The organism is Dinghuibacter silviterrae (assembly GCF_004366355.1).
Taxonomy (GTDB): domain Bacteria; phylum Bacteroidota; class Bacteroidia; order Chitinophagales; family Chitinophagaceae; genus Dinghuibacter; species Dinghuibacter silviterrae.
The window spans coordinates 1,232,158-1,254,216 of the sequence record NZ_SODV01000002.1 but is presented as its reverse complement, the minus strand read 5'-3'; the positions used below and the strand labels follow the sequence as shown (position 1 = coordinate 1,254,216).

Sequence of the window (22,059 nt, the reverse complement as noted above, 5' to 3'; positions counted from 1 at the left end):
CGCATTGTATGCAACTCCTCATTCTTCTGATGATCCTCCTGGGCAGCCGGTGGGTCGTCCAGAAAAGCAGCAGCCTTTGCATCGCAGGCCATACCAACATCAACCATTTCACCTGCGGTGTTCCGCAGTGCGCCGAGCCGGATACGTTGTATTTCCTGCCGGAGGGAAGCCGGGGATCCGTCCCCGGCATTCCCCTCTGCGGGACCGTCCGGCTCAACATCGACGACTTCGATTGTCACAACAAGGTGATGACGGACGATTTCAAAACAACGGTCCGGGCCAACCGCTTTCCCCAGTTGAAAATCAGTTTTATCAACCTGGAAAGAATGCCCTCCGCCCGCTGCTGTCCTGAGGCCGTAAAAGGTTGGGTGGAGATCGAGCTGGCGGGTACCTGCCGGCTTTTCGAGATCGACTATACCATCCTCCGGTCGGAGCCGGGCGTCCTGGAACTCGACGGCAAACGGACACTGGCCTTTCACGACTTTGCCCTGGACCCTCCACGGAAAATGGGTGGGTTGATCAAGGTCAACGACACGCTGGATGTCCATTTTTCCCTTTATCTAAAACAAATCAATTGATATGAAAACCATGAAGGCGGCTGTCGTCCGTGATTTCGGCCAGCCCTTGCACATAGAAGAACGCCCCATTCCCGTTCCCGGTCTCCACCAGGCGCTCGTTAAAGTGATCGCCAGCGGTGTCTGTCATACCGACCTCCACGCCGTTTCCGGCGACTGGCCGGTAAAACCCAAAATGCCGCTGGTTCCCGGGCACGAAGCTATTGGTTTCGTGGTGGCCGTGGGCCCGGAAGCAGGCAATGTCAAGGAGGGCGATATCGTCGGCGTCCCCTGGCTGTACAGCGCCTGCGGCTGTTGCGAATACTGTATCACCGGCTGGGAAACGCTTTGCGAACACCAGCAGAACGGCGGCTACAGCGTGGATGGCGGATACGCAGAATACGTCCTGGCTGATGCGCGATACGTGGGGCATTTCCCCGCGGGCATCGACTTCGTCCAGATGGCGCCGATCATCTGCGCCGGCGTGACGGTCTACAAGGGTCTCAAGGAAACCGATACCCGTCCCGGCCAATGGGTAGCCATCTCCGGGATAGGTGGGTTGGGTCACCTGGCCGTGCAATACGCCAAGGCGATGGGCCTCCAGGTGGCCGCCATTGACGTGTCCGACGACAAACTCGAACTGGCCAAAAAATTAGGCGCCAGCCTCGTCGTCAATGCCAAGAAACAGGACCCCGGGGCCTTCCTGAAAAAGGAAGTGGGCGGCATGCACGGTGTCCTCGTGACTGCCGTGTCCCCCATCGCCTTTAAACAAGGACTGTCCGCTCTGAGGCGTAAGGGGACAATTTCGCTCAACGGTCTGCCCCCCGGCGGTTTTGACCTTCCCATTTTCGACACCGTGCTCAACCGGTATACCGTCCGCGGGTCCATCGTAGGGACCCGGCAGGACCTCCAGGAGGCCATCGATTTCGCGGTCGACGGACGGGTAAAGGCCACCGTGCATACCGCCCGGCTCGAAGACATCAACGATGTCTTTGACACGATGCGTAAAGGGGAGATCGAGGGGCGGATCGTTTTGAAAATTGCATAAAACCTCGTGACCATGGATACGATACGGCAGCGCCTTTTTGCCGAAATACAACGCCAGTTCAACGAAGCTTATCCTTACCTGTGCATCCAGTGGGTAAAGCGGGCCGGCGTTGTGGTCGTCAGCGGGTCGGACACCACCGGGCGGCAACAAGCGGCGGATCTCCTGATCCGGGTTATCGGCATGAGCGACGACATGACAGTCGCCGACCTGGAAGTAGCGCTCGAACAATGGTTCGGGTACCCCATCCAGGTGTTGAGACGGGCGGGTAATTCCTGGATGGAAACCCGGATGACCCGGAATTGGACACTCTATCAACAAAATCAAATCGGTTATGAAACAGGTACTTTTTGTCAGCGCCAGCCATGAGCTTCCGCAAGGGGCTTTCCACCTTCTTCGCGCGCTTCAGCTTCAGGAGCGGGTTCACGCCCGTGGGCTGTTTTTCCGGCCGACCGGCTGCGACGCCCCGGCGGTCGCAGGACAAAAAGCGCTGTTCGCCAGCGAGTGCGCGCAACACTACATTCGATATGATATTGCAGACAACGACCAGCCGTGGAACAAGGACTTGCTGGCCCGGGAAAGCCGTTTTGCGGACGTAATGCTCGCCAGCGCGGAGTTGTTTTGCGAGGGGAACAATGAAGCCCTGCGCGCCGCTGAATGTCCTGTCATGATCATACCCGAGGGCTTCAAAAAGATCGGGCATGTCTATATTGCCTACGACGGCAGCAAGGAAAGTATGTTCGCCCTCCGGCAATTCTGCTATCTTTTCCCCGACCTGGCCGACCTGCCCACGGAGATCATGTACGCCAGGGACGAAGGCAACTTGGACATGCCCGACCAGGAGCAACTCAAGCGGTTCGCCCAGCTCAAGTTCGATAATATGAGCTACAGCAAATTACACTTCAAGGCCGCCGATTTCTTCTCCACCTGGATCAGCGGGAAAAAGGACGCCCTCCTGGTGAGCGGGTCGTTCGGCCGTTCGGGGCTTTCCTACGTGGGGAAACCCAGTTTTATCGAAGATGTTATCCGAAGACACACGCTGCCCATATTCATTGCGCATGCGTGATGTCAACGATGGGCCACGAATACCGGGATCCTGTGCTCCCGTATGACCTCCGAAGAAAAACTTTTGGACAGCATTTCCGACAGGAAGGAACGCCCGTAGCTGCCGGTGATCAACCAGGGGTGGGTCATCATGCCGATCCAGGTATGGTAGAATTCGACCGGTTTCATGGTCAACCTTAACATCCGGAAGCGCTTGTAATGCGTCACGCAAAACTCCCGGACGCCTGCCGCGTGAGGGATCTGTGCCTCGGGGTTGTTGCTGATAAAGACGAGCGTGGCGTGAACGCCCATCAATTCCGGGAACAGGTAGGCAAACTGCCGGATCGCGTACATCGAATCCGCCGACCCGTCATAGGCCAGGATCAGTTCCCCCGGCAGTGGAGCGTTATCCGGCAGCAACAGCACCGGGCATTCTGCGTCCCGGAGCATCTCCCGCATCCAGGCATTCGGCTGTTCGGAAGCCTGCGTCTCAAAAAAATGGCGGGCACTCAGCAACATCAGGTCGGCATATCTGGACTCGCTTTGCAGGCAAGGCAATTCGAAGTCGTGATAATCCGAATGTATGCCCAGCCGGATACCCCGGTCGGTGCAAAAATCACCCAACTTTTGTCTGTGGTGAGGCAGGTCCGGTGTTGCCGCCGCCACCCCGGCGTAGTCCGATTCCGGTAGGAAAGCCGCTGTCAGGGCAATGTGGCCCAACGGGTCCATCTTGCCGACGAAATCCAGCAATTCCTGCGGATAATGTCCCTTTTCAATGTGAACGAGCACCTTTTTCATACGAACCTTTTTTGACCCAAAGGAACAATACAGTTGCTTTCCCGTCAATGACAGGGTGTCGGACAGGTCATGAGTAAAGTCAACCCGGCCCCTGACGCTGCTCAGGGAACACCGGGCCCGGTCCGCGTATTTTACCGGATGTTTAAAGAGCGAGCCCAGCACATCCTACTGAGCTGTACCGTGGTCACCCTTGGTTCGGCGCTGCTTCAATATCTCTACCCCTCTTACACCCTGTTCGACGGCGGTCTCATCGTCGCCATCCTGCTGACGGTTTTCCTGAAAAGCGACCACTATACACGGGTTTTCGGCTGGACAGGCGTCGCCCTTGTCATCCTGGCTTCTTTTTACAGCACGGAGAACGCCGACCGGAAACAGCTTATATTCCAGCACCTTTTTTCCCTGATCATCATCATCCTGACAACGGTTTTTATTCTCTATGTAAAAAAACTGTACCGCTCGATCGAAGCCGATCAACACCAGTTCCGGGCCCTCTTCGAGCACGCCACCGAAGGCATCATCCTGACCGACGACCGGGGGGTCATCGTGTTGTTGAATCCCGCCGGGGCGGCCATGTTTGGCTACGCCAGCAAAGAATTGACCGGGGCGAACATCGACAAGCTGGTCCCGGATCGTTTTCACCCAGCTCATGCCGGGCATCGCGACCGGTACTACCAACAACCCGGGAACCGGGCCATGGGCCACGGACGGGATCTTTTTGCACGGGCGAAGGACGGTACCGAATTCCCGGTGGAAGTCAGTCTAAGCCACTACCGGCAATACGGCCGGATGTTCGTCATCGCTTTTATCGTCGACATCAGCCAGCGCAAACAATCCGAAAGGGAGCTGCTGCAGTTAAATACCGGTCTGGAGGTCAAGGTCGAACAACGCACCGCCATCCTGCGCGAGGCGCTCCAGGAACTGGAACGGTCCCAGGAGGAATTGAACGCCGCCCTGAGCAAGGAGAAAGAACTGGGGGAGATCAAGTCCCGTTTCGTGTCGATGGCGTCTCATGAATTCCGGACACCTCTAAGCACCATCCTGTCTTCCGCCAATTTACTGGCCCGGTACACACAAACCGAAGACCAGGACAAACGGGATAAACACATCAAGCGCACCCGGGACGCCGTCAAGCACCTCAATAACCTGTTGGATGACTTCCTGTCCCTCGGCCGGCTCGAAGAGGGTAAGGTCAGGGCCGAACCGGCGTGGATGTCCCTTGCCCCCCTGCTGGAGGAGGTCACCGAAGAAATGCAGGCGCTCGCCAAACCCGGTCAGGTCATCCACTGCAACTGCCCGGACGACCAGCTCCTCTATTCCGACAAACGGCTTTTGAAAAACATCCTGGTGAACCTCCTGAACAATGCCTCAAAATTCAGCCCGGAAGGGGCACCCATCCACCTGGAGGGACGCCGCCACCCGGATCGGCACATCACGGTCACCGTCCGGGACAACGGCATCGGCATTTCCACGGAAGACAAACAACACTTGTTCACCAGCTTTTTCCGGGGCGGAAACGCGCTCAACATCGAAGGAACCGGGCTGGGGTTGCACATTGTCCGCCGGTACCTGGACCTGCTCGATGGGGATATATGGCTTGACAGCAAAGAAGGAGAAGGAACAAGTGTCACGATCGAGCTGCCGGAGCGCATCGGCTAATGGCACCGGATCGCCTGGGGCGGTCTTCCCGCCAGTACCGGGCTTACAAACGGTATACCCAGATTCAGCCCTCGCAGGATCAATAAAACGGCCATGAGTGCCGTCAGGTAAGGCAAGGCCCTTCTCAAATTTTGCCGGGTGGTCATGCCCACCATCCTGCCTGTGACCTGTAGCCCTAACAGCATGGGCAGGGTGCCCAGGCCGAAAAATGCCATAAAGGCCGTGGCCTTTACGGGGCCGTCGCTGGTAAGGGCGGCGGCAATGGCGATATAGACCATCCCGCAGGGTAAGAGGCCGTTGGCGGCGCCCATCCAGAAGTATTTGCCGCGGGAGGGGGAAGTCCATAGCCATGTGATGGTTTTTTGGAGGTGCAGCCCGCCCGGCTTGAACCGTGGCCCCCGGAGGACGAGCTTGCACAAAAGTCCCGCGCCCAGCGCGATCGACAACCCCTGCTGCCACCCGGCCAACACGAACTGGTGCCCTACCAATCCAAAAAGAAGCCCGCCCAATGCGTACACCCCGATCCGGCCGGCATGGTACAAGCCGGATGCGCGCCATCGCGCTGCCTCCGGCAGGTGCCGCACAGGCATGGATAAGACGAGCGGCCCACACATACCCACACAATGGGCGCTACCCGCGAACCCCAGGAGGAAGGCTGCAAAAAGAGAAGCGACCATAAGAATCAATGTATATAGACCGGCTGTTCCGCGTAGTACAGTTTCCCACCTGAACGCCAGCTCACCTTTGCAGTATAGTTGCCGGCAGGGAGTAACTGTATCCATTGCCGGCCATCCGCATCCGGCTGCAACGATACCCGCCTGTCCCTTTCCATGTCCGAAGGGCAGTAGAATACAATCGACCCTTCCAGAGACCGGCCGCGCATCTCCGAGGGCATACAAAGCTCGATACGTTCCCCGTTTTCCGACAGGCGGGGCAAAGCAGACAGGGCGTTGGCGGCCTTCGTGCCGTCGATCACCTCCTGGTAGGCCAGCTCCTCTTTATAATAATCCGCCGTGACCAGGTCGACGGGCATTTTCATACAACGGTATACCATGTAGGAGATCATGGCCCCGAACAAAATAAATACCACCGTTAATTTGTTACCCCAACTCATAATAAAGATGTTTTAGTCCCCGTCACCGGGGATGGGTCCAAGAAAATTTGTTCCGATCTCGCCAATTTTATGATCGCCTTCATACAAGGCAAGCCGGATGCGCGTCTTCCGTTCTTTTACGGCATGCTTCGGCAACACGACGAAAAAGGTGCCGCTACCCTCTTCCTCCGCTTTTAAAGGAATGACGCTTCCCCCGATGACCTGTACCCTGCCGTCCAGGTCTACCAGCCGCACGTCCAGGGGCACTTTCCGGATCGTTTTGTTGGCAACCTTGATCGTATACAAATTGGATACGCTGTCGGCGCCCCGTTCCTGGAAGAGCATGCCGGGGGTGCGCATGACCGTTGCATCGACGTCTTTACGGCTGAGCAACAAACCCGCAAGAATCAGCAACAGGAAAGACAGCAAGGCCGTATACAGCTTCATCCGCAGGGTGTACCGGAGCGGCTCATGTCCGGATATGCCGTTTTCGGAGGCGTAGCGGATGAGGTTGGGTGTCCGGCCGGCCTTCTCCATCATGTGGTTGCAGGCGTCGATGCAGGCGGTACACCCGACACACTCCATTTGGGTGCCGTTGCGGATATCGATACCCGTCGGGCACACTTTTACACACTGGAAGCAATCGATGCAATCGCCCAAACCGGTATCCGTTTTTTTGCTGAATTTCCCCCGGGGTTCTCCCCGTTTATAATCGTAGGCGACGATCATCGAATTCCGGTCCAGCAATACCCCTTGCAGACGGCCATAGGGACAGACCACCGTACAGGCTTGTTCCCGGAAAAAGGCATACACCGCATAAAACACGCCGGAGAACACCAGCATCGCGAACAGACCGGGGATGTGTTCGGTGACCGGTCCCGTGATGATTGCCCATAGTCCTTTGGCACTGATGATATAGGCCAGGAAGGTATTGGCGATGATAAAGGAGAGCAGGTAGAAAACCACGTGTTTCGCGGACTTCCGGAGGATTTTCTCCGTGGTCCAGGGAGACTTCTGCAAAATTTTTTGCCGGGCGGCGTCCCCCTCGATCAGGTACTCCAATTTCCGGAAAAGCATTTCCATAAAGATTGTCTGGGGGCAAACCCAGCCGCAAAACAACCGTCCGAAGGCCGCGGTGAACAGGATCACGAAGATGATAAAGGTCACCGTCGCCAGCCCGAAGATGAAAAAATCCTGCGGCCAGAAGATCTTCCCGAAGATGATGAACCGGGCTTCGGGGATATTGAATTGTAAAAAGGGCTGGCCGTGGACGTATACAAAGGGCAGGGCAAAAAAAAGGACAAAAAAGAACCAGCTGATATAGGTTCGTGCGCTATACCATTTGCCGTGCGGTTTTTGCGCAAATATCCATTTGCGATGCCCTTTGGCGTCCACGGTCGCCAGTTGGTCCCGGAAGGAGTTGTCCATACGATTTATTTCATGAGTGTTCCTTGTGGCGCTTTTGCATTCGGTGGGTTTGTCCCCGCCAGGGACTTCACATAAGAGGCAATCTGCGCAATCTGGCCGGGCGAAAAATCATCCTTCCAGCTTTTCATCCCCTTGTCCGGCCAGCCGTACTTGATCGTCTTGAAAACGTCCTGTATGGTCCCCCCGTGCAGCCAATACGCATCGGTCAGGTTGGGCCCGACGCCCCCTTCCCCGTTTTTCCCGTGGCAGGCAAAACAAGTGCCTTGAAAGATGGCCTTCCCGGCCTCCAGGTCGGCGGGTGATGTCAAGAGTTTGACCGTATTCTCATCCACGCTGTTGGCGGCATTCTTCAGGTATTCCTGCTTTTTGATCTCGGCCTGCTCGACCGCGATCCGGTATTCTTCCGCGGGCAGGGGCGCCGAATGCGCGACGTGGTAGCGCCAGAGGTATACGCAGGCGAAAATGATGGTGGCATAAAATCCATACAGCCACCAGGGTGGTAATTTATTGTCCAGTTCCCGGATGCCGTCATAGTCGTGACCGACGTCTATGGCTGACTCCTCTGTGGCTGGGCGGAATCGGTTCATTTTCGTCCAAATGGCCCGGTAGTCAATAGACTTCCGCTCTTTGGGAGCGCTGTGCTCTGTCAACAGCACGCGAAGGTTGTATAACAGGTACAGGATCACCAACACCTCCAGGGCCACAATCGACACCAGCATATAAAAGGTAGTGTCTGAAATCCCGCTGATCATCGGTGCGGCGGCCAGTACCCCGGCCCTGGCCCTCTGCTCTTCCTTCCAGGAGCGTTTGGCCGCCGCCAACAGGAGCGAGGCCAGCGATTTGATCACCAGGAGGAGCACCACCATGATGCCGGTCATCACCAGTACAAAAGGATTTTCCAAAGTAGACATATCAATCATTTTATTTTTCTTCCAATGGCATCTTCCTGATTTCCTCGATCATCCCCTTGTCCGCCCTGAGCGCCCACACCAGCATGATCGTGAAGATGGTACCGAACAACAGCAGGGAGGTCATGCCGTAGATGCTTACCCCGCTGATTTTTTCCAGGTAGTTGATAAATTTCATTGTGCGTGTTTTAATTGCCCATCACGTTACTGCCGTCCGCTGAGGCCTCCTCTTTCGGCGCGGCCTTGATATCTTTCCCCAGGCGTTGCAGGTAGGCGATCAAGGCGACGATTTCCTTGTTCTGGCCCGTACTGATCTTGTCGGCTTTTAGTGACGCCTTGATCGACGCCTCCTGTTTCACCAGGTCTTCGTTGGCTTTTTCGGCATAACCCTCCGGATAAGGGACGCCCAGCGTTTGCATGGCGCGGATCTTTTTATAGGTATCGACGGTATCGATTTCGTGGTCGAAGAGCCATACGTAGGAAGGCATGATCGAGCCCGGCGACATCGACGACGGGTCCAGCAGGTGATTGTAGTGCCAGCTGTCCGGGTATTTGCCACCGACGCGGGCGAGGTCCGGACCGGTTCTTTTGGAGCCCCATTGGAAGGGATGGTCGTATACGAATTCCCCGGCCTTGGAATACTCACCATATCGCGCGACTTCGTCCCGGAAGGGCCGGACCATTTGCGAGTGGCACAGGTAGCAACCCTCGCGCACATAAATGTCGCGCCCCTGTAGCTCCAGCGGCGTGTAGGGTTTTACGCTGCTGATGGTCGGTATGTTCGATTTCACCAGGAAGGTCGGGACCAGCTCGATCAATCCCCCGATCGCCACGGCAATAAGGCTGAATACCAGCATTTGCATGGGGCGGCGCTCGATCCACCGGTGCCAGTAGGCCCGGCCGTGCGTGGTCGCCGTTTCGGGCAGAGCCGCGGCTTCTGCTGCTTCGTTGGCGACAAAATGTCCCTGGGCAGCGGTCTTTGCCAGGTTATAGATCATGATGAACACACCGGAGATGTATAGGGCACCACCGATACTCCTGGCGATGTACATCGGCAGGATGTGGGTGACTGTTTCCAGAAACTGGAACTTTAGCTGGCCCTCGTCTGTAAAGCTCTTCCACATCATGCTTTGGGTGAAACCGGCCCAGTAAAGGGGGACCGCATACAATACAATTCCCAGCGTGCCGATCCAAAAATGGGCACCGGCCAGTTTTTTGGAATAGAGGGTGGTGTTCCACATACGGGGTACCAGCCAGTACAACACGCCGAAGGTCAAAAAGCCGTTCCAGCCCAACGCCCCTATGTGTACGTGAGCGATCGTCCAGTCGGTGAAGTGGGAAATGGCGTTGACGTTTTTCAGGCTGAGCATCGGCCCCTCAAACGTCGCCATACCATAACAGGTGATCGCCACGACCAGGAACTTCAATACAGGGTCCTCGCGTACCTTGTCCCAGGCACCCCTCAGCGTAAACAAGCCGTTGAGCATCCCGCCCCAGCTCGGGGCGATCAGCATCACCGAGAACACCACCCCGAGCGACTGCGCCCAATCGGGAAGGGCCGTGTACAACAGGTGGTGGGGGCCCGCCCAGATATAGATAAAGATCAGGGCCCAGAAGTGTATGATGGACAGCCGGTAGGAATAGATCGGCCGGTTGGCGGCCTTTGGCAGGAAATAATACATCAGGCCCAGGTAGGGTGTCGTCAGGAAAAACGCGACCGCGTTGTGCCCGTACCACCATTGTACCAGGGCATCCTGTACGCCGGCGTACCAGCTGTAACTTTTCCAAAGGGTCACGGGCAGTTCCACGGAATTGACGATGTGGAGCATGGCCACGGTAACCCAGGTGGCGATGTAAAACCAGATGGCAACATAAATGTGTCGCTCCCTGCGTTTGAGCAACGTGCCAAACATATTGATGCCGAAAATGATCCACACCACCGCGATGGCGATGTCGATCGGCCATTCCAGTTCCGCGTATTCCTTCCCGCTGGTCTTACCCATCCAAAGCGTGATCGCCCCTGTCGCAATGATGGCCTGCCAGCCCCAGAAGTGCAGCTTGCTCAATACGTCACTAAACATCCGGGCCTTGCACAAGCGTTGCAAGGAATAATACACTCCCATAAAAATGCCGTTCCCCACAAAAGCAAAAATGACCGCGTTGGTGTGAACAGGTCGCATCCGGCCGAAGGTGGTGGCCGGCAAGCCAAGGTTCATGGCGGGATAATACAAAGAGATTGCCGCCCAGAGCCCCGCCAGCATCCCGACGACGCCCCAAAACAAAACGGCGTAGGCAAACCATTTGACCGTCCGGTTGTCGTAATAGAATTTTTCTACCTGCATATTATGTATTTGATGGTTTGGTTTCCTTCTCGTGTGGGTCCGGCAACTCGTCGTCGAACAGCATACGCAACGGGGGCGCATAACCGTCGTCGAACTGTTTCGTCCTTACGCCCCAGATAAAAGCGCCAAGAAAAAGAAGTGCCACGGAAAGACTGGCGATCAGTAACAAAATGATGACACTCATAGCGATGTTTTATAAAGTTTCAACACCTTGGCGGTAAGACTGCTGGATCCATACGTAACGAGCAGGATCGTCAGGGAACTGGAGGGCATCAGGATGGCCGCGACCATAGGAGACAGTGCCCCGCTAACGGCAAAAGACAAACCGGCCAGGTTATACAGGACGGACAGGATAAAACTCGCCAGGATGATGTGCTTCCCCGAGCGGCAAAGCCGGATAAAAGCCGGGAGTTTCTGTATCTGGTCTGACCTTAATATGGCGTCGCTGGCGGGGGTGAAGTTGTTGCAGTCGTCCGTGAGGGCGATGCCGGCGTCGCTTCGTTCCAGCGCACCCGCGTCATTGAGACCGTCACCGATCATCATGACCCGGTCGCCTTCGGCCTGTAGGCGGCGGATGTAGTTTACCTTTCCTTTCGGTGTCTGGTGGAAGTGAAGACGGGCGGCGGGGCCCAACAGGGCTGCCAGGCGTTCTTTCTCCCGATCGTTGTCTCCGGAGAGGACGGAGAGGGTGTAATTGTGTTGCAGAGTGGCCACCAGATCGTGCAGGCCTGCCCTGTAGGGGCTGGTCCACTCGAAAAAACCAGCGACGCGGCTGTTGATGGAAACATAGACACGCGAGCCCTGAGCGGAGACTGGGGCCGCGGTTGTGCCCACAAATTCTGCGGACCCAAGCAATAGGTGTTCTCCATCAACGAACCCCTTGATGCCCGCTCCCGGGTGCTCCTCGAACCCCAATACCGAACAAGCCACTCCTGCCTGTAATTCCCGGGCCAGCGCCCGGCTCAACGGGTGGGCAGACTGGGCCGCCAGGGTAGCTACCCGGCGCCGGTCGTCCTCGCTCAACGCCTCGCCGGTCCAGGTCATGGCCTGGCCACCCGGCGCTGTCAGCGTTCCCGTTTTGTCGAAAACGATATGGTCGACGCCCGCTATGCGCTCGATCACTTCGGCATTTCGGAGGTAAAAGTGGTTCCGTCCCAGGATGCGCAACAGGTTCCCGTTTGTAAAAGTGCTGGAGAGCAGGAGCGCACAGGGACAGGCGACGATCAGCACCGCCGTCACGGTGTTCCAGATCCGTGACGGGTCGTGTCCCATCCAGTACAACGCTGCCCCGGCGGCAATTGACAGGACGATATAGGTAAAATAACGGGCCAGCGGGTGGACAAAGGACACCTTACTGCCGGCGCGCCCTTTCCGGTTCCACAACTGCGTGAGGTAGCTTTGCGCCACCTCCCGCACGACCAACAACTCGATCGCCCCACCTTCCTGGCGGCCACCGGCGTATAACAATTCGCCCACGCTTTTGTCGACCGGCGTGGATTCTCCCGTCACAAAACTATAGTCAATCGACGCCCGGCCCCGGGTGAGGATACCGTCGGCCGGGATCAATTCTCCGCTGTGGATCTTTAGGGTATCCCCCGCCCGGATAGCGGGCATGGTTTTTACCGTGGCCGCCCCATCCACCAGGACTGTGACCGCCACGGGGAAATAGGATGTATAGTCCCGGTCAAAGGAAAGCTGGCGGTAGGTCTTGTCCTGCAACACCCTCCCCAGCAACATAAAAAAGACGATGCCCGTCAGGCTGTCGAAATAGCCGGAACCATGGCCCGTCCACACTTCCCAAAGGCTCCGGCCGAAGGTCACGGCAATCGCGAGCACGATGGGGGCGTCGATGTTGAGAAAACGATGCCGGAGTCCTTTCCACGCGGATATATAAAACGGTTGTGCGGCGTACAACACCACCGGCAGCGAAACCAGCAGGTTAAGAAAACGGAAAACCGACCGGATGGCCGGTTCTGTATGGTCCAGCCCCAGGTATTCCGGGAAACTGATGAGCATGATGTTGGCAAAACAAAAACCGGCGACACCCAATTGATAGATCAGGCCCTTCGACACCGGTGCCTTTTTCCCACCCCAATCCTTCAGGCTGATATAGGGCTCGTACCCTAAGGAAGTCAGCAATTCTGCCAGTTTCCTCAGGGACATCCGTTTTGGATCGAACACCACCGACACCTCCCTGGCGGCAAAATCCACCCGGGAAAGGCTGATCCCCTCCTCCAGCTTATGCAGGTGTTCCAGCAGGTAAAGACAGCTGCTGCAATGGATGGCCGGCAGGTAAAACCGGACATGCGTTTCGGTGTCGCTGGAAAAATCGACCAATCCGCCGGCAACTCCGGCGTCGTCGAGAAAGGCGAATTTATCCTCCCGTACCGGTATCCGCCGGTTGACCCCAGGCCGCTCGTTTAAATTATAATAGGTACAAAGCCCGTTTCGATCCAGCAACTGGTACACCATCCGGCAACCTTCGCAACAAAAGGCGAGGTCCCCCACCCTCACGGGTTCGGGGGGACAATCTTCGCCGCAGTGCATGCAGCTTATTAAAGTAGTCTTCATCCGAACCGTTTTGCAAATGCCTTGTCCAGCCACTCCCGGTGATCCGGGTGCGCCAGCTCTATGAGGGAAAGCGCCCTTTGCTTCAGGTTTTTTCCAAAAAGGTCTACTTTCCCGTATTCCGTGACGATCCAATGCACGTGGCCCCGGGTCGTGACCACACCGGCGCCTTGCTGAAGAAAGGGCACGATCCTTGAAATCCCCTTTGAGGTTACGGAGGGTAGCGCGATGATCGGCAGTCCCCCTTCGGACAAGGAAGCGCCACGGATAAAGTCCATCTGGCCGCCGATGCCCGAGTATTGGTAGGTACCCATACTGTCCGCGCACACCTGTCCGGTGAGGTCGATCTCTATGGCGCTGTTGATCGCGGTCACTTTCGGGTTTTGCCGGATCACGCTCGTATCGTTCACATACCCGATGTCCATGACCCGTATCTCGGGGTTGTCGTCGACAAAATCGAACAAGGCCCGGGTACCGTTCATAAAGGCCGTCACGTTCCGCCCGGGGTTGAGCTTTTTCCGGCGGTTGTTGATGACGCCCGACCGGATCAGCGGAATGACCCCGTCCGACATCATTTCGGTATGTAAACCCAGGTCTTTGTGACCTGTGAGGTTCTTCAACACCTGGTCGGGGATATTCCCGATCCCCAACTGAAGGGTAGCCCCGTCCTCGATCAACCCGGCAATGTGGGCGCCGATCTTCTCGACGATCTCCCCTCCCCCGTCGTATCTCATTTCCGGTAGTTCCTCCTCGTGGGTGACCAGGGCGTCGATATCCCGGACGTGGACAAAACCATCGCCGTGCGTTCTGGGCATCCGCGGGTTGACCTGCGCGATCACGCAAGAGGCGTGATCGACCGCGGAGCGCGCGATGTCCACTGAGGTGCCCAGGCTGCAGAAGCCATGGGCGTCCGGGGGGGACACCTGTATTAAGGCAACGTCCAGGGGCAGTATCCCGCGTTTGAACAACTGGGGGATCTCGCTCAGGAACACTGGGACGTAGTCCCCGCCCAGGCTGTTGGCTACTTTCCTGGTGCTGGCGGAAACAAACAGCGAATTGAAGAAAAAGCTTTCTCTATAAAGCGGATTGTCGAAGTCCAGGTCACCCATCGTGGTGATGCTGACCAATTCGACTTCCCGGAGTTCCTGGTATCTATCCAACAAGGCTTTTACCAGGTGCGTGGGGGTCGCGGCGCTGCCGTGTATAAACACCCGGTCACCGCTTTGCACTATCGCCAGCGCATCTTTCGCCGGCATATATGTACCCTTTTCCATATTATATAGCGTTGCTAAAGGTTTTTCCATACTGCGCCGCTTTTCCGCAAGCCAGGATCCCCCGGAACTTCTCGTCGTATAAAAGGTGAAGGTCGAAGGCCTTGCAGGCGTGCCGGAGGAAGGGGCGCCCTTTTTCCGTAAGACAGACTTCGTTGTCACTCAGCGTTATCAACCCGTCGGTCTCCATCCCGCGTAAAATCGGGATCGTCCATTCTTCATAGACGGCTGCCCATGCGGGGTCGAAGACCGTCCTTCCCTTACAGGCCATATCCAGGATGTGCCTCCGGAAAACCCGGTCTCCTTCGCTAAGGAAATAGCCCTTGCGCACCGCGGAACTTTTGGCGCGCACCGACCGGTAGTAGCCCTCCAGGGCTTTGTCGTTTTGCGCAAAGGCGGTACCCGTATCGCTGATCGCCGAAACGCCCAGCCCCAGCAGCATGCCTGTGGCCTGGGTGGTATACCCCATAAAATTCCGGTGAAGGCGCCCGGCCTTCCAGGCAAGAAAAAGCGCATCGGATGCTTTGGCGAAATGGTCCATCCCGATATTGGTGTACCCCAGGGCTTCCAGCCAGTGCGTGCCCTGTTCATACAAAGCCAGCTTGTCGGCGGGAGTGGGGAGTTCCTTCTCGTCGATCAACCGTTGCGAACAATTCAGCCAGGGCGTGTGGGCATAGCTGTACAATGCGAGCCGGTCCGGCGACAATGCCACGGACCATTCGATCGTGTGTGCCAGGCGCTGGAGCGTCTGGAGCGGCAACCCGTAGATCAGGTCGAAATTGACCGCGTCAAAACCTGCGCAACGCGCATCTCCGTTGGCGCGCACCAGGTTTTCGAAGGGTTGCAGGCGGTGGATGCGCTCCTGGACTTCACGGTTCAGGTCTTGCACGCCAAAACTGATCCGGCGGAAACCCAAACCATACAGACGGTCCAGGTGTGCCCTGGTGGTATTGTTCGGGTGGCCTTCCAGGCTAAAGCTATGGTCGGGGTGCACGACGGCCCTCGACAGTATCCCATTGATCAGCCGTTCCAGGTTGTCCGGGCTGAAAAAGGTCGGCGTTCCCCCGCCCAAATGGAGTTCCCGGATCACCGGGACCTTCCCGGACAGGTCCAGGTATTGCGCCCATTCGGCCAGGACCGCGTCGATGTATTCCTCCTCGACTTTGTGATTGGTCGTGATCTTTTTGTTGCACCCGCAATAGATGCATAAAGATTCACAGAAGGGCAGGTGTATGTACAAACTGATCCCCTTAGATGCACCCAACCCCTCCGCGACATTAGCCCTCCAGGCGTCCGTATCCAGGCCTTCTTTCCAGAAAGGAACGGTGGGATAACTTGTATACCGGGGCACCGGGAGGTTGTACTTTTCGGCCAGGGACAGGTCCATATCGGAAATTTTCATCAAAACTATTCGGGAAGCCGGCTGTACACCCTGACGACAGTCAACCCATCCTATGATTCCCGTCATTGCCCCCGTTTTTTTAAGGATGTTATTTCGAGGTATAAAATTGCCCGTCATGAAAAAGTTCGATATAACGAAATTGCTTCTGATCGCAGGCACCTTCTGGCTTGCCCTGGGCATCTTCGCCTCGATCAGCCCCTCGGTCACCTATGTGGTGATCGTCCAATATTCCGGGATCGCCCTCTTCCTGGACGGCATCCTGTGGCTCTCCCTCTGTTTCGCGTCCGACAGCAGCCGGAGGGAAAGGAACTGGCGGATGGCGGAAAGCGTGGTGGATAAATGATCGCCTCGCTGGCGCTGGCCAAAAACATCCGGGGGTTAAGCGGGGATTTCATCGCGGGGTTGTTGCTGCTCGCCTTCGCCATTTTCTTACCCAATGACCCGATTGGAAAACCGCTGGGAATCAGCGGATTTATAAGCGTCGTTGGTTGGACCCTCGGGTTGCTTTACTTCTATGATTTCTTCCGGACCCCGGCCCATCGTCACCTTCCTTATTAATATCATGATATATGAAGACCCTCAGTCAACCGGCACCTTGCCTGGGCATCCCGGAACGTGCCCCCTCTGTTGTTGTCGTCCTTCCGTTCGAACCGGCCATGACCCCCAAAAGCCTCTTGGAAGCCTCCGTCAAGGCAGCCCTTGCACAGGCCGAAAAGCAGGTCCTGGCCACCCACTCCGGTCAAACGGCGTTACCCGTCCTCCAGCAACTGCGCCGGCTGGCAGGCGACCTCAACTACGCCACCCATAGGAAAAGCCTGGCGCTGTTTGCCTCCGCCGACTTTGGCAAGGCCTTATACCTGGACATGGACACAGACACCAGGGTTCTCGTGGATAGCGGGTTCCGTATGCGGGACCTGGCGGAAACACGGAATACGAAAGTCCCTTACCTGGTCTTGTTGCTGAGTGGGCGGCTTTCCAAAATGTTTCATTGCGACGGCACCCGGTGGACACTGATCAAGGACAATATTTGCCATTCCTTACCACACGAAGCCCTGGACAATGAGTGTCCCCCTGTCCCCAAGGACCAACTGCTCGACAAATTCCTCCGGCAGATGGACCAGGGGCTTTCCATGATGCTGGACGCATGGCCGTTACCCGTTTTTGTCATCGGTACGGATAAAGTGGTGGGGCACTTTGCTGCGCTCACCCGCAACAACAGGCAGATCGCCGCCTGCATCCATAAAAACGGTATCGGGTTAACAGCAACCGAACTGGCCGGTCTCCTTCAACCCTACCTGGACAACTGGCAAACGGTCCGTCAGCAAATGGCCATGAAACACCTGGAACTGGCCTTGGAAATGGGCAAACTGACCACCGGCATCGAGGCTATCCGGAAGAACATAGGCGCCCGCAACGGCCGCCTGTTGATCGTTGAAAAAAATTATACCGGCGCCGGTCAGGGTCAGGGTCAGGTCGCTCGTCTCCATGGTCCTTTTTACATAGCCGATCCCATCGACGACATCATCGAAAAGGTCCTGGCCTGCGGGGGAAGGGTGGAATGGGTAGAAGACGGGCAGTTGAAGGACTTTGGGGGTGTTGCGCTCGTTCGTTATTACTAACGTCAATCGATTATATTTGCACGGTACACAAAAACGGTACCGTGGAAACCGATCAGCAACAGTTCAAAGCCGTTTTCGAGCACGCGACCGAGGGGATCATCCTGACGGATGAGCAAGGGCGGATCGTACTGCTCAACCCGGCTGCCATCAAAATGTTCGGGTATGAGCCCGAAGAACTGCCCGGGCAATCCATCGACGTGCTTATCCCCCACCGGTTCCATCCCAGGCACGCCACGGATCGTCAACACTTCTACCACCATCCCGGCAACCGGGTCATGGGCAGCGGGCGTGATCTTTACGCCATGAAAAAAGACGATACGGAATTCCCTGTGGAGGTTAGTCTTAGTTATTACAAGGAAAAAGGGGCGCTGTATGTCATTGCCTTTATCGTCGACATCACCTCCCGTAAAGCGCTGCAGGAGCTGGAAAAGTCGCAGGCCGAGTTGAAGGTCGCCCTGGACAAGGAGAAAGAAATCAACGAGATCAAATCGAGGTTTGTCTCGATGGCTTCCCACGAATTCAGGACCCCTTTGAGTACCATTCTTTCTTCGGCCAACCTCCTCTCGCGGTATACGAAAACCGAAGACCAGGATAAAAGGGACAGGCATATTAAAAAACAAACGGACGCCGTCAAACACCTCAACAACCTATTGGAGGATTTTTTGTCCCTGGGCCGTCTGGAGGAAGGCAAGGTCAAACCGGAGTCAGCCGGATTCCTGCTCCGGGACTTCCTCGAAGAGGTCACCGAGGAAATGCAGTCGTTCGCCAAACCGGGTCAGACGATCCATTGCCGCTGCAACGGTGACCTGCAGCTCTTCACGGACAAGCGTCTTTTGAAAAACATCCTGATCAACCTTTTGAGCAACGCGGTGAAGTTCAGCCCCGAAAATTCATCCATTTACCTGGACGCGGAAGACAAAGGAGCGGGGCAGCTTTGTATCGCCGTGCGCGACACCGGTATCGGTATATCCGAAGCCGACCAGCAACACCTCTTCAGCAGCTTTTTCCGTGGGGCCAACGCACTGAACATTGCAGGAACAGGTCTTGGCCTGCACATCGTACGGAGATATGCCGACCTCCTGGGCGGCAGCATCCGGATCGAAAGCACGCTGGGTAAGGGGACGTCGGTCCTGGTCCAGTTGCCCCTTGGTAAACCTATATAAATTCTGTAGTTTGACGCAAAATCAGCAACATAACATGAGGCGGCTGCTCGTTATCGATGACCACGACGACATCCGGGAAAACACGGCAGAAATCCTGATGCTGGGAGGATATCACGTCGTCACGGCGCCCAATGGCAAAAAAGGGGTGGAGCTGGCCCTGCAACAGCCGCCGGAACTGGTCATCTGCGATATCATGATGCCCGAGCTCGACGGCTATGGCGTCCTGCACCTGCTTCGCAAAAACGAAGCCACCCGGGATATTCCCTTTATTTTCCTGACGGCAAAAACCGAGCGTGCGGACTTCCGGAAGGGCATGGAAATGGGCGCCGATGATTATATCACCAAACCGTTCGACGACATCGAGCTCCTCAACGCCATCGACATCCGCCTTAAAAAGTACGACATCCTGCACGGCAAATATGCCGGGGACGAAAAAGGCGGCAGCGAGATGATCGCCGACCTCAGCGCCTCCGGTGTCATCCACCTGGACGCCTCCACCTCTGAAACCCTGGAGCTCTCCAGGAAGATGTCGCTGTACCAGGAAGGGAAGCGCCCCAAATACCTCTACCTCCTGAAAAGCGGGAAAGTAAAGGCTTTCCGCATCAATGAAGACGGGAAGGAATACATCACCAATCTATACGTTCCCGGCGACTACATCGGTTACCTGCCGCTCCTGGAGAACAAATCCTATGAGGACAACGCCATTGTCCTCGAAGACGCCGAACTGGCCCTTTTCCCCCGGGAAGAATTCCTGGAGGCCATTTACCGCGACATGCAGGTGTCGGCCCGGTTCATCCAACTCATCGCCCGGAACGTCCGGGAGAAGGAAGAAAGGTTGCTCAGCCTTGCCTACGGATCCTTGCGCAAACGCATTGCCCGGGGCCTCCTGGATATACACCACAAATTCGCGGGAGAACCCGGCAAGTCCCTCTCCATGTCGCGGGAAGACATCGCCCAATACGTCGGTACGGCCACGGAGTCCCTTATCCGTACCCTGAGCGACTTCAAGTCGGAAAAACTCATCGACATCACGGATGGGAAGATCCGGATCACGGATGTATCAAAGCTCGAAAACCTGTTGTACTGACGATTGTCATCCCGCCCGCCCACTGCTGTCATAAGCAGCACGGGCGAAGCCTGGTAGCTTCGTAAAAACAACATGTTATGAAGCCCATCGTCGTCCCCGTCAACTTTTCCGGCTGTGCCGCCTGTGCCGCCCATTACGCGGCAGAACTCGCCCTGTTGACCGACGGGGAAATCCACCTGATCCACGTGGTCACCCCGCCCTTTACCACACCGGAAATGACGCAGTATGCCTACGATATGATGGTGGACTCCGCCAACACCTTTATCAAGGCCATACAAATCGATCTTATCCGGCGCACCCATAACAAAATTCCGATCCATACACACGTCGAGACCGGTACCGTATACGGACAGGTCGAAACGCTCTGCAACCGGTTATGTCCTTATGCCGTTATCCTCGGGGCATCGGGCCCCTCGTTCGAAAAGGCCATCGGCGGCAGCCCGGTGGGCTCCTTATTACACTTGCCGTTTCCCGTCCTCGTGGTGCCCGAGCAGGTGCCCTTCCACCGTTTCCAGGACATCGTGCTGGCGTGCGATACCGGCGACCTAACCTCCGGCCTCCCCCACTCCCTGCCGCTGCTGAAAGAATGGCAAAAGCGTTTTGACGCCCATATCCATATCGTTACCATAGAGAACGGCGGGACCGCGCCCGTGGAACTGAACAAGGCACTGCAAGCACTCCACCCGGAACTGCACCTCGTCCATCACACCCGCGTGGAAGAAGGGCTTTTCGAATACTTAGGCAATCACCCCGCCGACCTGGTTATCGTTTTTCCCAAAAAACACCGTTTTATCGAATTCCACAGCAGCCAGTCGCGGAAACTGGCCAGGCACAGTCCTGTCCCCATATTGAGCCTGCACGAGGCATAAAAAAACCCCGGGGGCTCCCCAGGGTTTCTATTATGCTTAGTCGTCACCGCGGTCGTGCTTATAATGACCCCAGGCGTGTCCATGCGGGTGATCGTCTCCTTCCCAATGGTGATCGTATTCATCCTCTCGTCCTTCTTCATGATGATGGTCGCGGATGACGACCTGCTGGCCGTAACAACCCCGGTAACGCCGGTACCGCTCGCGGTATTCGTCACAGTGCCGGTAAGGTTCGGGATCGTTGATGACTACCTTGTATCCCCTGTATACGTCATAGCCACCAAAACGGCGGGGCAAAGCGGGCGCAAATACCCATTGTCCCCCATCCATGTACACATACTGGTGTCTTGGGACGCAATAGTAGGCATCGATGTCCGGCATGTAATAATATTCCACGTGGCTATACCCCACGGGCCCCCAGGAGGGCTGAAGACCGATATTGACCGAAAACTGCACCTGGGCGTGTGCGGTGAAGAAGCCCCCTGTAAGCAAGGCGGCGACAAAAATTCCCTTCATAGTAGTGAGTGTTTACACCCTCGCTTTAGCAACATCCATGCCACTAATGGATTTTCTGCATACTCCTCGCTACGATCCACGCCCCGTCTACAATAGCGCCGGCCGCACAGCCGTAGGCGATCAATGCACTGCCGCCCTCATCGGGTAGGTAGCCTGTGACTTCGAGCACGTACACGGCCACGGCCAGCACACAGATCCAGGCACCCAATAAATAGTAACTGTTCAACCGGATGACCCGCGCGAGCGGAAAGAAGTGCAACCCGGCCACCAGTGCAAACCCCGGTACCAGCCAATCACGGCGCCCCAAATGGACAACGACCATCCAGGTAATCATAATCGCTATGCCCTCCGCGATGAGCAGAAGGGCATAAAGACGGGTGCGTCTTTTCTGCTTTCGCTCCAAGGGGTCCACCCCCACTTCGGCATCCGGGAGCCTGTCTTCAAGGGTATACAACCGGATCGAGTGCAGGGCCAGGATCACCACGGCGACGATGACCAGCACGGCGGCGGCCGCATAGTCCTTAAAATCCAGGGCGTATTCCCCGATCATCACCCAGGCCATGGCGAACAGGATCATGTGGAAGATTTCGCCCCTGGCCGCCTCGACGTCGAGCCTCGTGGGTTGGTTGGTTGTCATATCCCCCTGAAATTAAGAAGACATCGGCAACCACAGACGGGGGCGGGATTAAAAACGGATTA

Annotated in this window: 24 protein-coding genes; 11 read left to right on the top strand and 13 right to left on the bottom strand. The window is 56.5% G+C overall.

Annotation, left to right across the window (positions count from 1 at the left end):
* Positions 1-8 precede the first annotated feature (8 nt).
* The 4 genes from EDB95_RS22465 to EDB95_RS22450 are packed head-to-tail and all read left to right on the top strand — an operon-like array spanning position 9 to position 2,665.
* A complete protein-coding gene (locus tag EDB95_RS22465) occupies positions 9-578 on the top strand; it encodes a YceI family protein (RefSeq protein WP_133997624.1) in 570 nt (189 codons plus the stop codon).
* 1 nt (position 579) lies between these two features.
* Complete coding sequence (gene adhP, locus EDB95_RS22460; RefSeq protein WP_211352180.1) at positions 580-1,602, top strand: alcohol dehydrogenase AdhP; 1,023 nt, start codon at positions 580-582, stop codon at positions 1,600-1,602.
* Positions 1,603-1,614: 12 nt separating this feature from the next.
* Entirely contained in the window at positions 1,615-1,968 is a 354-nt protein-coding gene (locus EDB95_RS22455) for a hypothetical protein (protein WP_133997618.1), read from the top strand.
* On the top strand, positions 1,934-2,665 hold the full coding sequence (locus EDB95_RS22450) for a hypothetical protein (RefSeq protein ID WP_133997615.1): 732 nt from the start codon (positions 1,934-1,936) through the stop codon (positions 2,663-2,665). Before EDB95_RS22455 ends, EDB95_RS22450 begins: the two co-directional genes overlap by 35 nt.
* Positions 2,666-2,667: 2 nt before the next feature.
* Here EDB95_RS22450 and EDB95_RS22445 read toward each other — a convergent pair whose 3' ends face one another.
* Positions 2,668-3,441: an adenine nucleotide alpha hydrolase family protein gene (locus EDB95_RS22445; protein WP_133997612.1), complete on the bottom strand. Its 774-nt coding sequence runs from the start codon at positions 3,439-3,441 to the stop codon at positions 2,668-2,670.
* Positions 3,442-3,579: 138 nt separating this feature from the next.
* Here EDB95_RS22445 and EDB95_RS22440 point away from each other — a divergent pair, with 138 nt between their 5' ends.
* Positions 3,580-5,097, top strand: a complete 1,518-nt coding sequence (locus tag EDB95_RS22440; protein WP_133997609.1) for a sensor histidine kinase — start codon at positions 3,580-3,582, stop codon at positions 5,095-5,097.
* On the opposite strand, the gene EDB95_RS22435 is transcribed toward EDB95_RS22440, so the two are convergent.
* Genes EDB95_RS22435 through hemN form a run of 10 tightly spaced genes read right to left on the bottom strand, consistent with a single transcriptional unit; the run spans position 5,094 to position 16,094 of the window.
* Positions 5,094-5,774, bottom strand: a complete 681-nt coding sequence (locus EDB95_RS22435) for a sulfite exporter TauE/SafE family protein (RefSeq protein ID WP_162852738.1) — start codon at positions 5,772-5,774, stop codon at positions 5,094-5,096. The two genes, EDB95_RS22440 and EDB95_RS22435, sit on opposite strands and share 4 nt — an antisense overlap.
* 5 nt (positions 5,775-5,779) lie before the next feature.
* Entirely contained in the window at positions 5,780-6,211 is a 432-nt protein-coding gene (locus EDB95_RS22430) for a FixH family protein (RefSeq protein ID WP_133997602.1), read from the bottom strand.
* Between the two features lie 12 nt (positions 6,212-6,223).
* Positions 6,224-7,618, bottom strand: coding sequence for a cytochrome c oxidase accessory protein CcoG (ccoG, locus tag EDB95_RS22425; RefSeq protein ID WP_133997599.1), 1,395 nt, complete (start codon positions 7,616-7,618; stop codon positions 6,224-6,226).
* A gap of 5 nt (positions 7,619-7,623) precedes the next feature.
* Positions 7,624-8,529: a cbb3-type cytochrome c oxidase N-terminal domain-containing protein gene (locus tag EDB95_RS22420; RefSeq protein ID WP_162852737.1), complete on the bottom strand. Its 906-nt coding sequence runs from the start codon at positions 8,527-8,529 to the stop codon at positions 7,624-7,626.
* 10 nt (positions 8,530-8,539) lie between these two features.
* Positions 8,540-8,704, bottom strand: coding sequence for a CcoQ/FixQ family Cbb3-type cytochrome c oxidase assembly chaperone (locus tag EDB95_RS22415; RefSeq protein ID WP_133997594.1), 165 nt, complete (start codon positions 8,702-8,704; stop codon positions 8,540-8,542).
* Positions 8,705-8,714: 10 nt separating this feature from the next.
* Complete coding sequence (ccoN, locus tag EDB95_RS22410) at positions 8,715-10,868, bottom strand: cytochrome-c oxidase, cbb3-type subunit I (protein ID WP_133997591.1); 2,154 nt, start codon at positions 10,866-10,868, stop codon at positions 8,715-8,717.
* Between the two features lies 1 nt (position 10,869).
* Positions 10,870-11,052 (bottom strand): cbb3-type cytochrome oxidase assembly protein CcoS, encoded by a 183-nt coding sequence (gene ccoS / locus EDB95_RS22405; RefSeq protein WP_133997589.1) that lies wholly within the window; start codon positions 11,050-11,052, stop codon positions 10,870-10,872.
* Complete coding sequence (locus EDB95_RS22400) at positions 11,049-13,439, bottom strand: heavy metal translocating P-type ATPase (RefSeq protein WP_133997586.1); 2,391 nt, start codon at positions 13,437-13,439, stop codon at positions 11,049-11,051. The genes ccoS and EDB95_RS22400 overlap by 4 nt, the downstream gene beginning before the upstream one ends.
* The gene (locus tag EDB95_RS22395) at positions 13,436-14,710 is read right to left on the bottom strand and encodes an acetyl-CoA hydrolase/transferase family protein (protein ID WP_133997583.1); all 1,275 of its coding nucleotides are present in this window, start codon (positions 14,708-14,710) and stop codon (positions 13,436-13,438) included. Before EDB95_RS22395 ends, EDB95_RS22400 begins: the two co-directional genes overlap by 4 nt.
* A 1-nt stretch (position 14,711) precedes the next feature.
* Complete coding sequence (gene hemN / locus EDB95_RS22390) at positions 14,712-16,094, bottom strand: oxygen-independent coproporphyrinogen III oxidase (RefSeq protein ID WP_133997580.1); 1,383 nt, start codon at positions 16,092-16,094, stop codon at positions 14,712-14,714.
* A 130-nt stretch (positions 16,095-16,224) separates the two neighbouring features.
* On the opposite strand from hemN, the gene EDB95_RS22385 reads away from it, so the two are divergent.
* From EDB95_RS22385 to EDB95_RS22360, 6 genes are all read left to right on the top strand, one after another.
* Positions 16,225-16,452, top strand: a complete 228-nt coding sequence (locus tag EDB95_RS22385) for a DUF308 domain-containing protein (protein ID WP_162852736.1) — start codon at positions 16,225-16,227, stop codon at positions 16,450-16,452.
* Positions 16,449-16,667, top strand: coding sequence for a hypothetical protein (locus EDB95_RS22380; protein ID WP_133997575.1), 219 nt, complete (start codon positions 16,449-16,451; stop codon positions 16,665-16,667). The genes EDB95_RS22385 and EDB95_RS22380 overlap by 4 nt, the downstream gene beginning before the upstream one ends.
* 11 nt (positions 16,668-16,678) lie before the next feature.
* Positions 16,679-17,728, top strand: a complete 1,050-nt coding sequence (locus tag EDB95_RS22375; protein ID WP_133997572.1) for a baeRF3 domain-containing protein — start codon at positions 16,679-16,681, stop codon at positions 17,726-17,728.
* 41 nt (positions 17,729-17,769) lie between these two features.
* Positions 17,770-18,891 carry a PAS domain-containing sensor histidine kinase gene (locus tag EDB95_RS22370; RefSeq protein ID WP_246073767.1) on the top strand — a complete coding sequence of 374 codons (1,122 nt, stop codon included), beginning with the start codon at positions 17,770-17,772 and terminating at the stop codon, positions 18,889-18,891.
* Between the two features lie 34 nt (positions 18,892-18,925).
* A complete protein-coding gene (locus EDB95_RS22365; protein WP_133997566.1) occupies positions 18,926-19,978 on the top strand; it encodes a response regulator in 1,053 nt (350 codons plus the stop codon).
* Positions 19,979-20,055: 77 nt separating this feature from the next.
* Complete coding sequence (locus EDB95_RS22360) at positions 20,056-20,847, top strand: universal stress protein (protein ID WP_133997563.1); 792 nt, start codon at positions 20,056-20,058, stop codon at positions 20,845-20,847.
* Between the two features lie 36 nt (positions 20,848-20,883).
* Here EDB95_RS22360 and EDB95_RS22355 read toward each other — a convergent pair whose 3' ends face one another.
* Together EDB95_RS22355 and EDB95_RS22350 are read right to left on the bottom strand one after the other, a co-directional pair.
* A complete protein-coding gene (locus EDB95_RS22355) occupies positions 20,884-21,360 on the bottom strand; it encodes a hypothetical protein (RefSeq protein ID WP_133997560.1) in 477 nt (158 codons plus the stop codon).
* Between the two features lie 43 nt (positions 21,361-21,403).
* On the bottom strand, positions 21,404-21,997 hold the full coding sequence (locus EDB95_RS22350; protein WP_133997557.1) for a DUF7010 family protein: 594 nt from the start codon (positions 21,995-21,997) through the stop codon (positions 21,404-21,406).
* Positions 21,998-22,059: the final 62 nt, after the last annotated feature.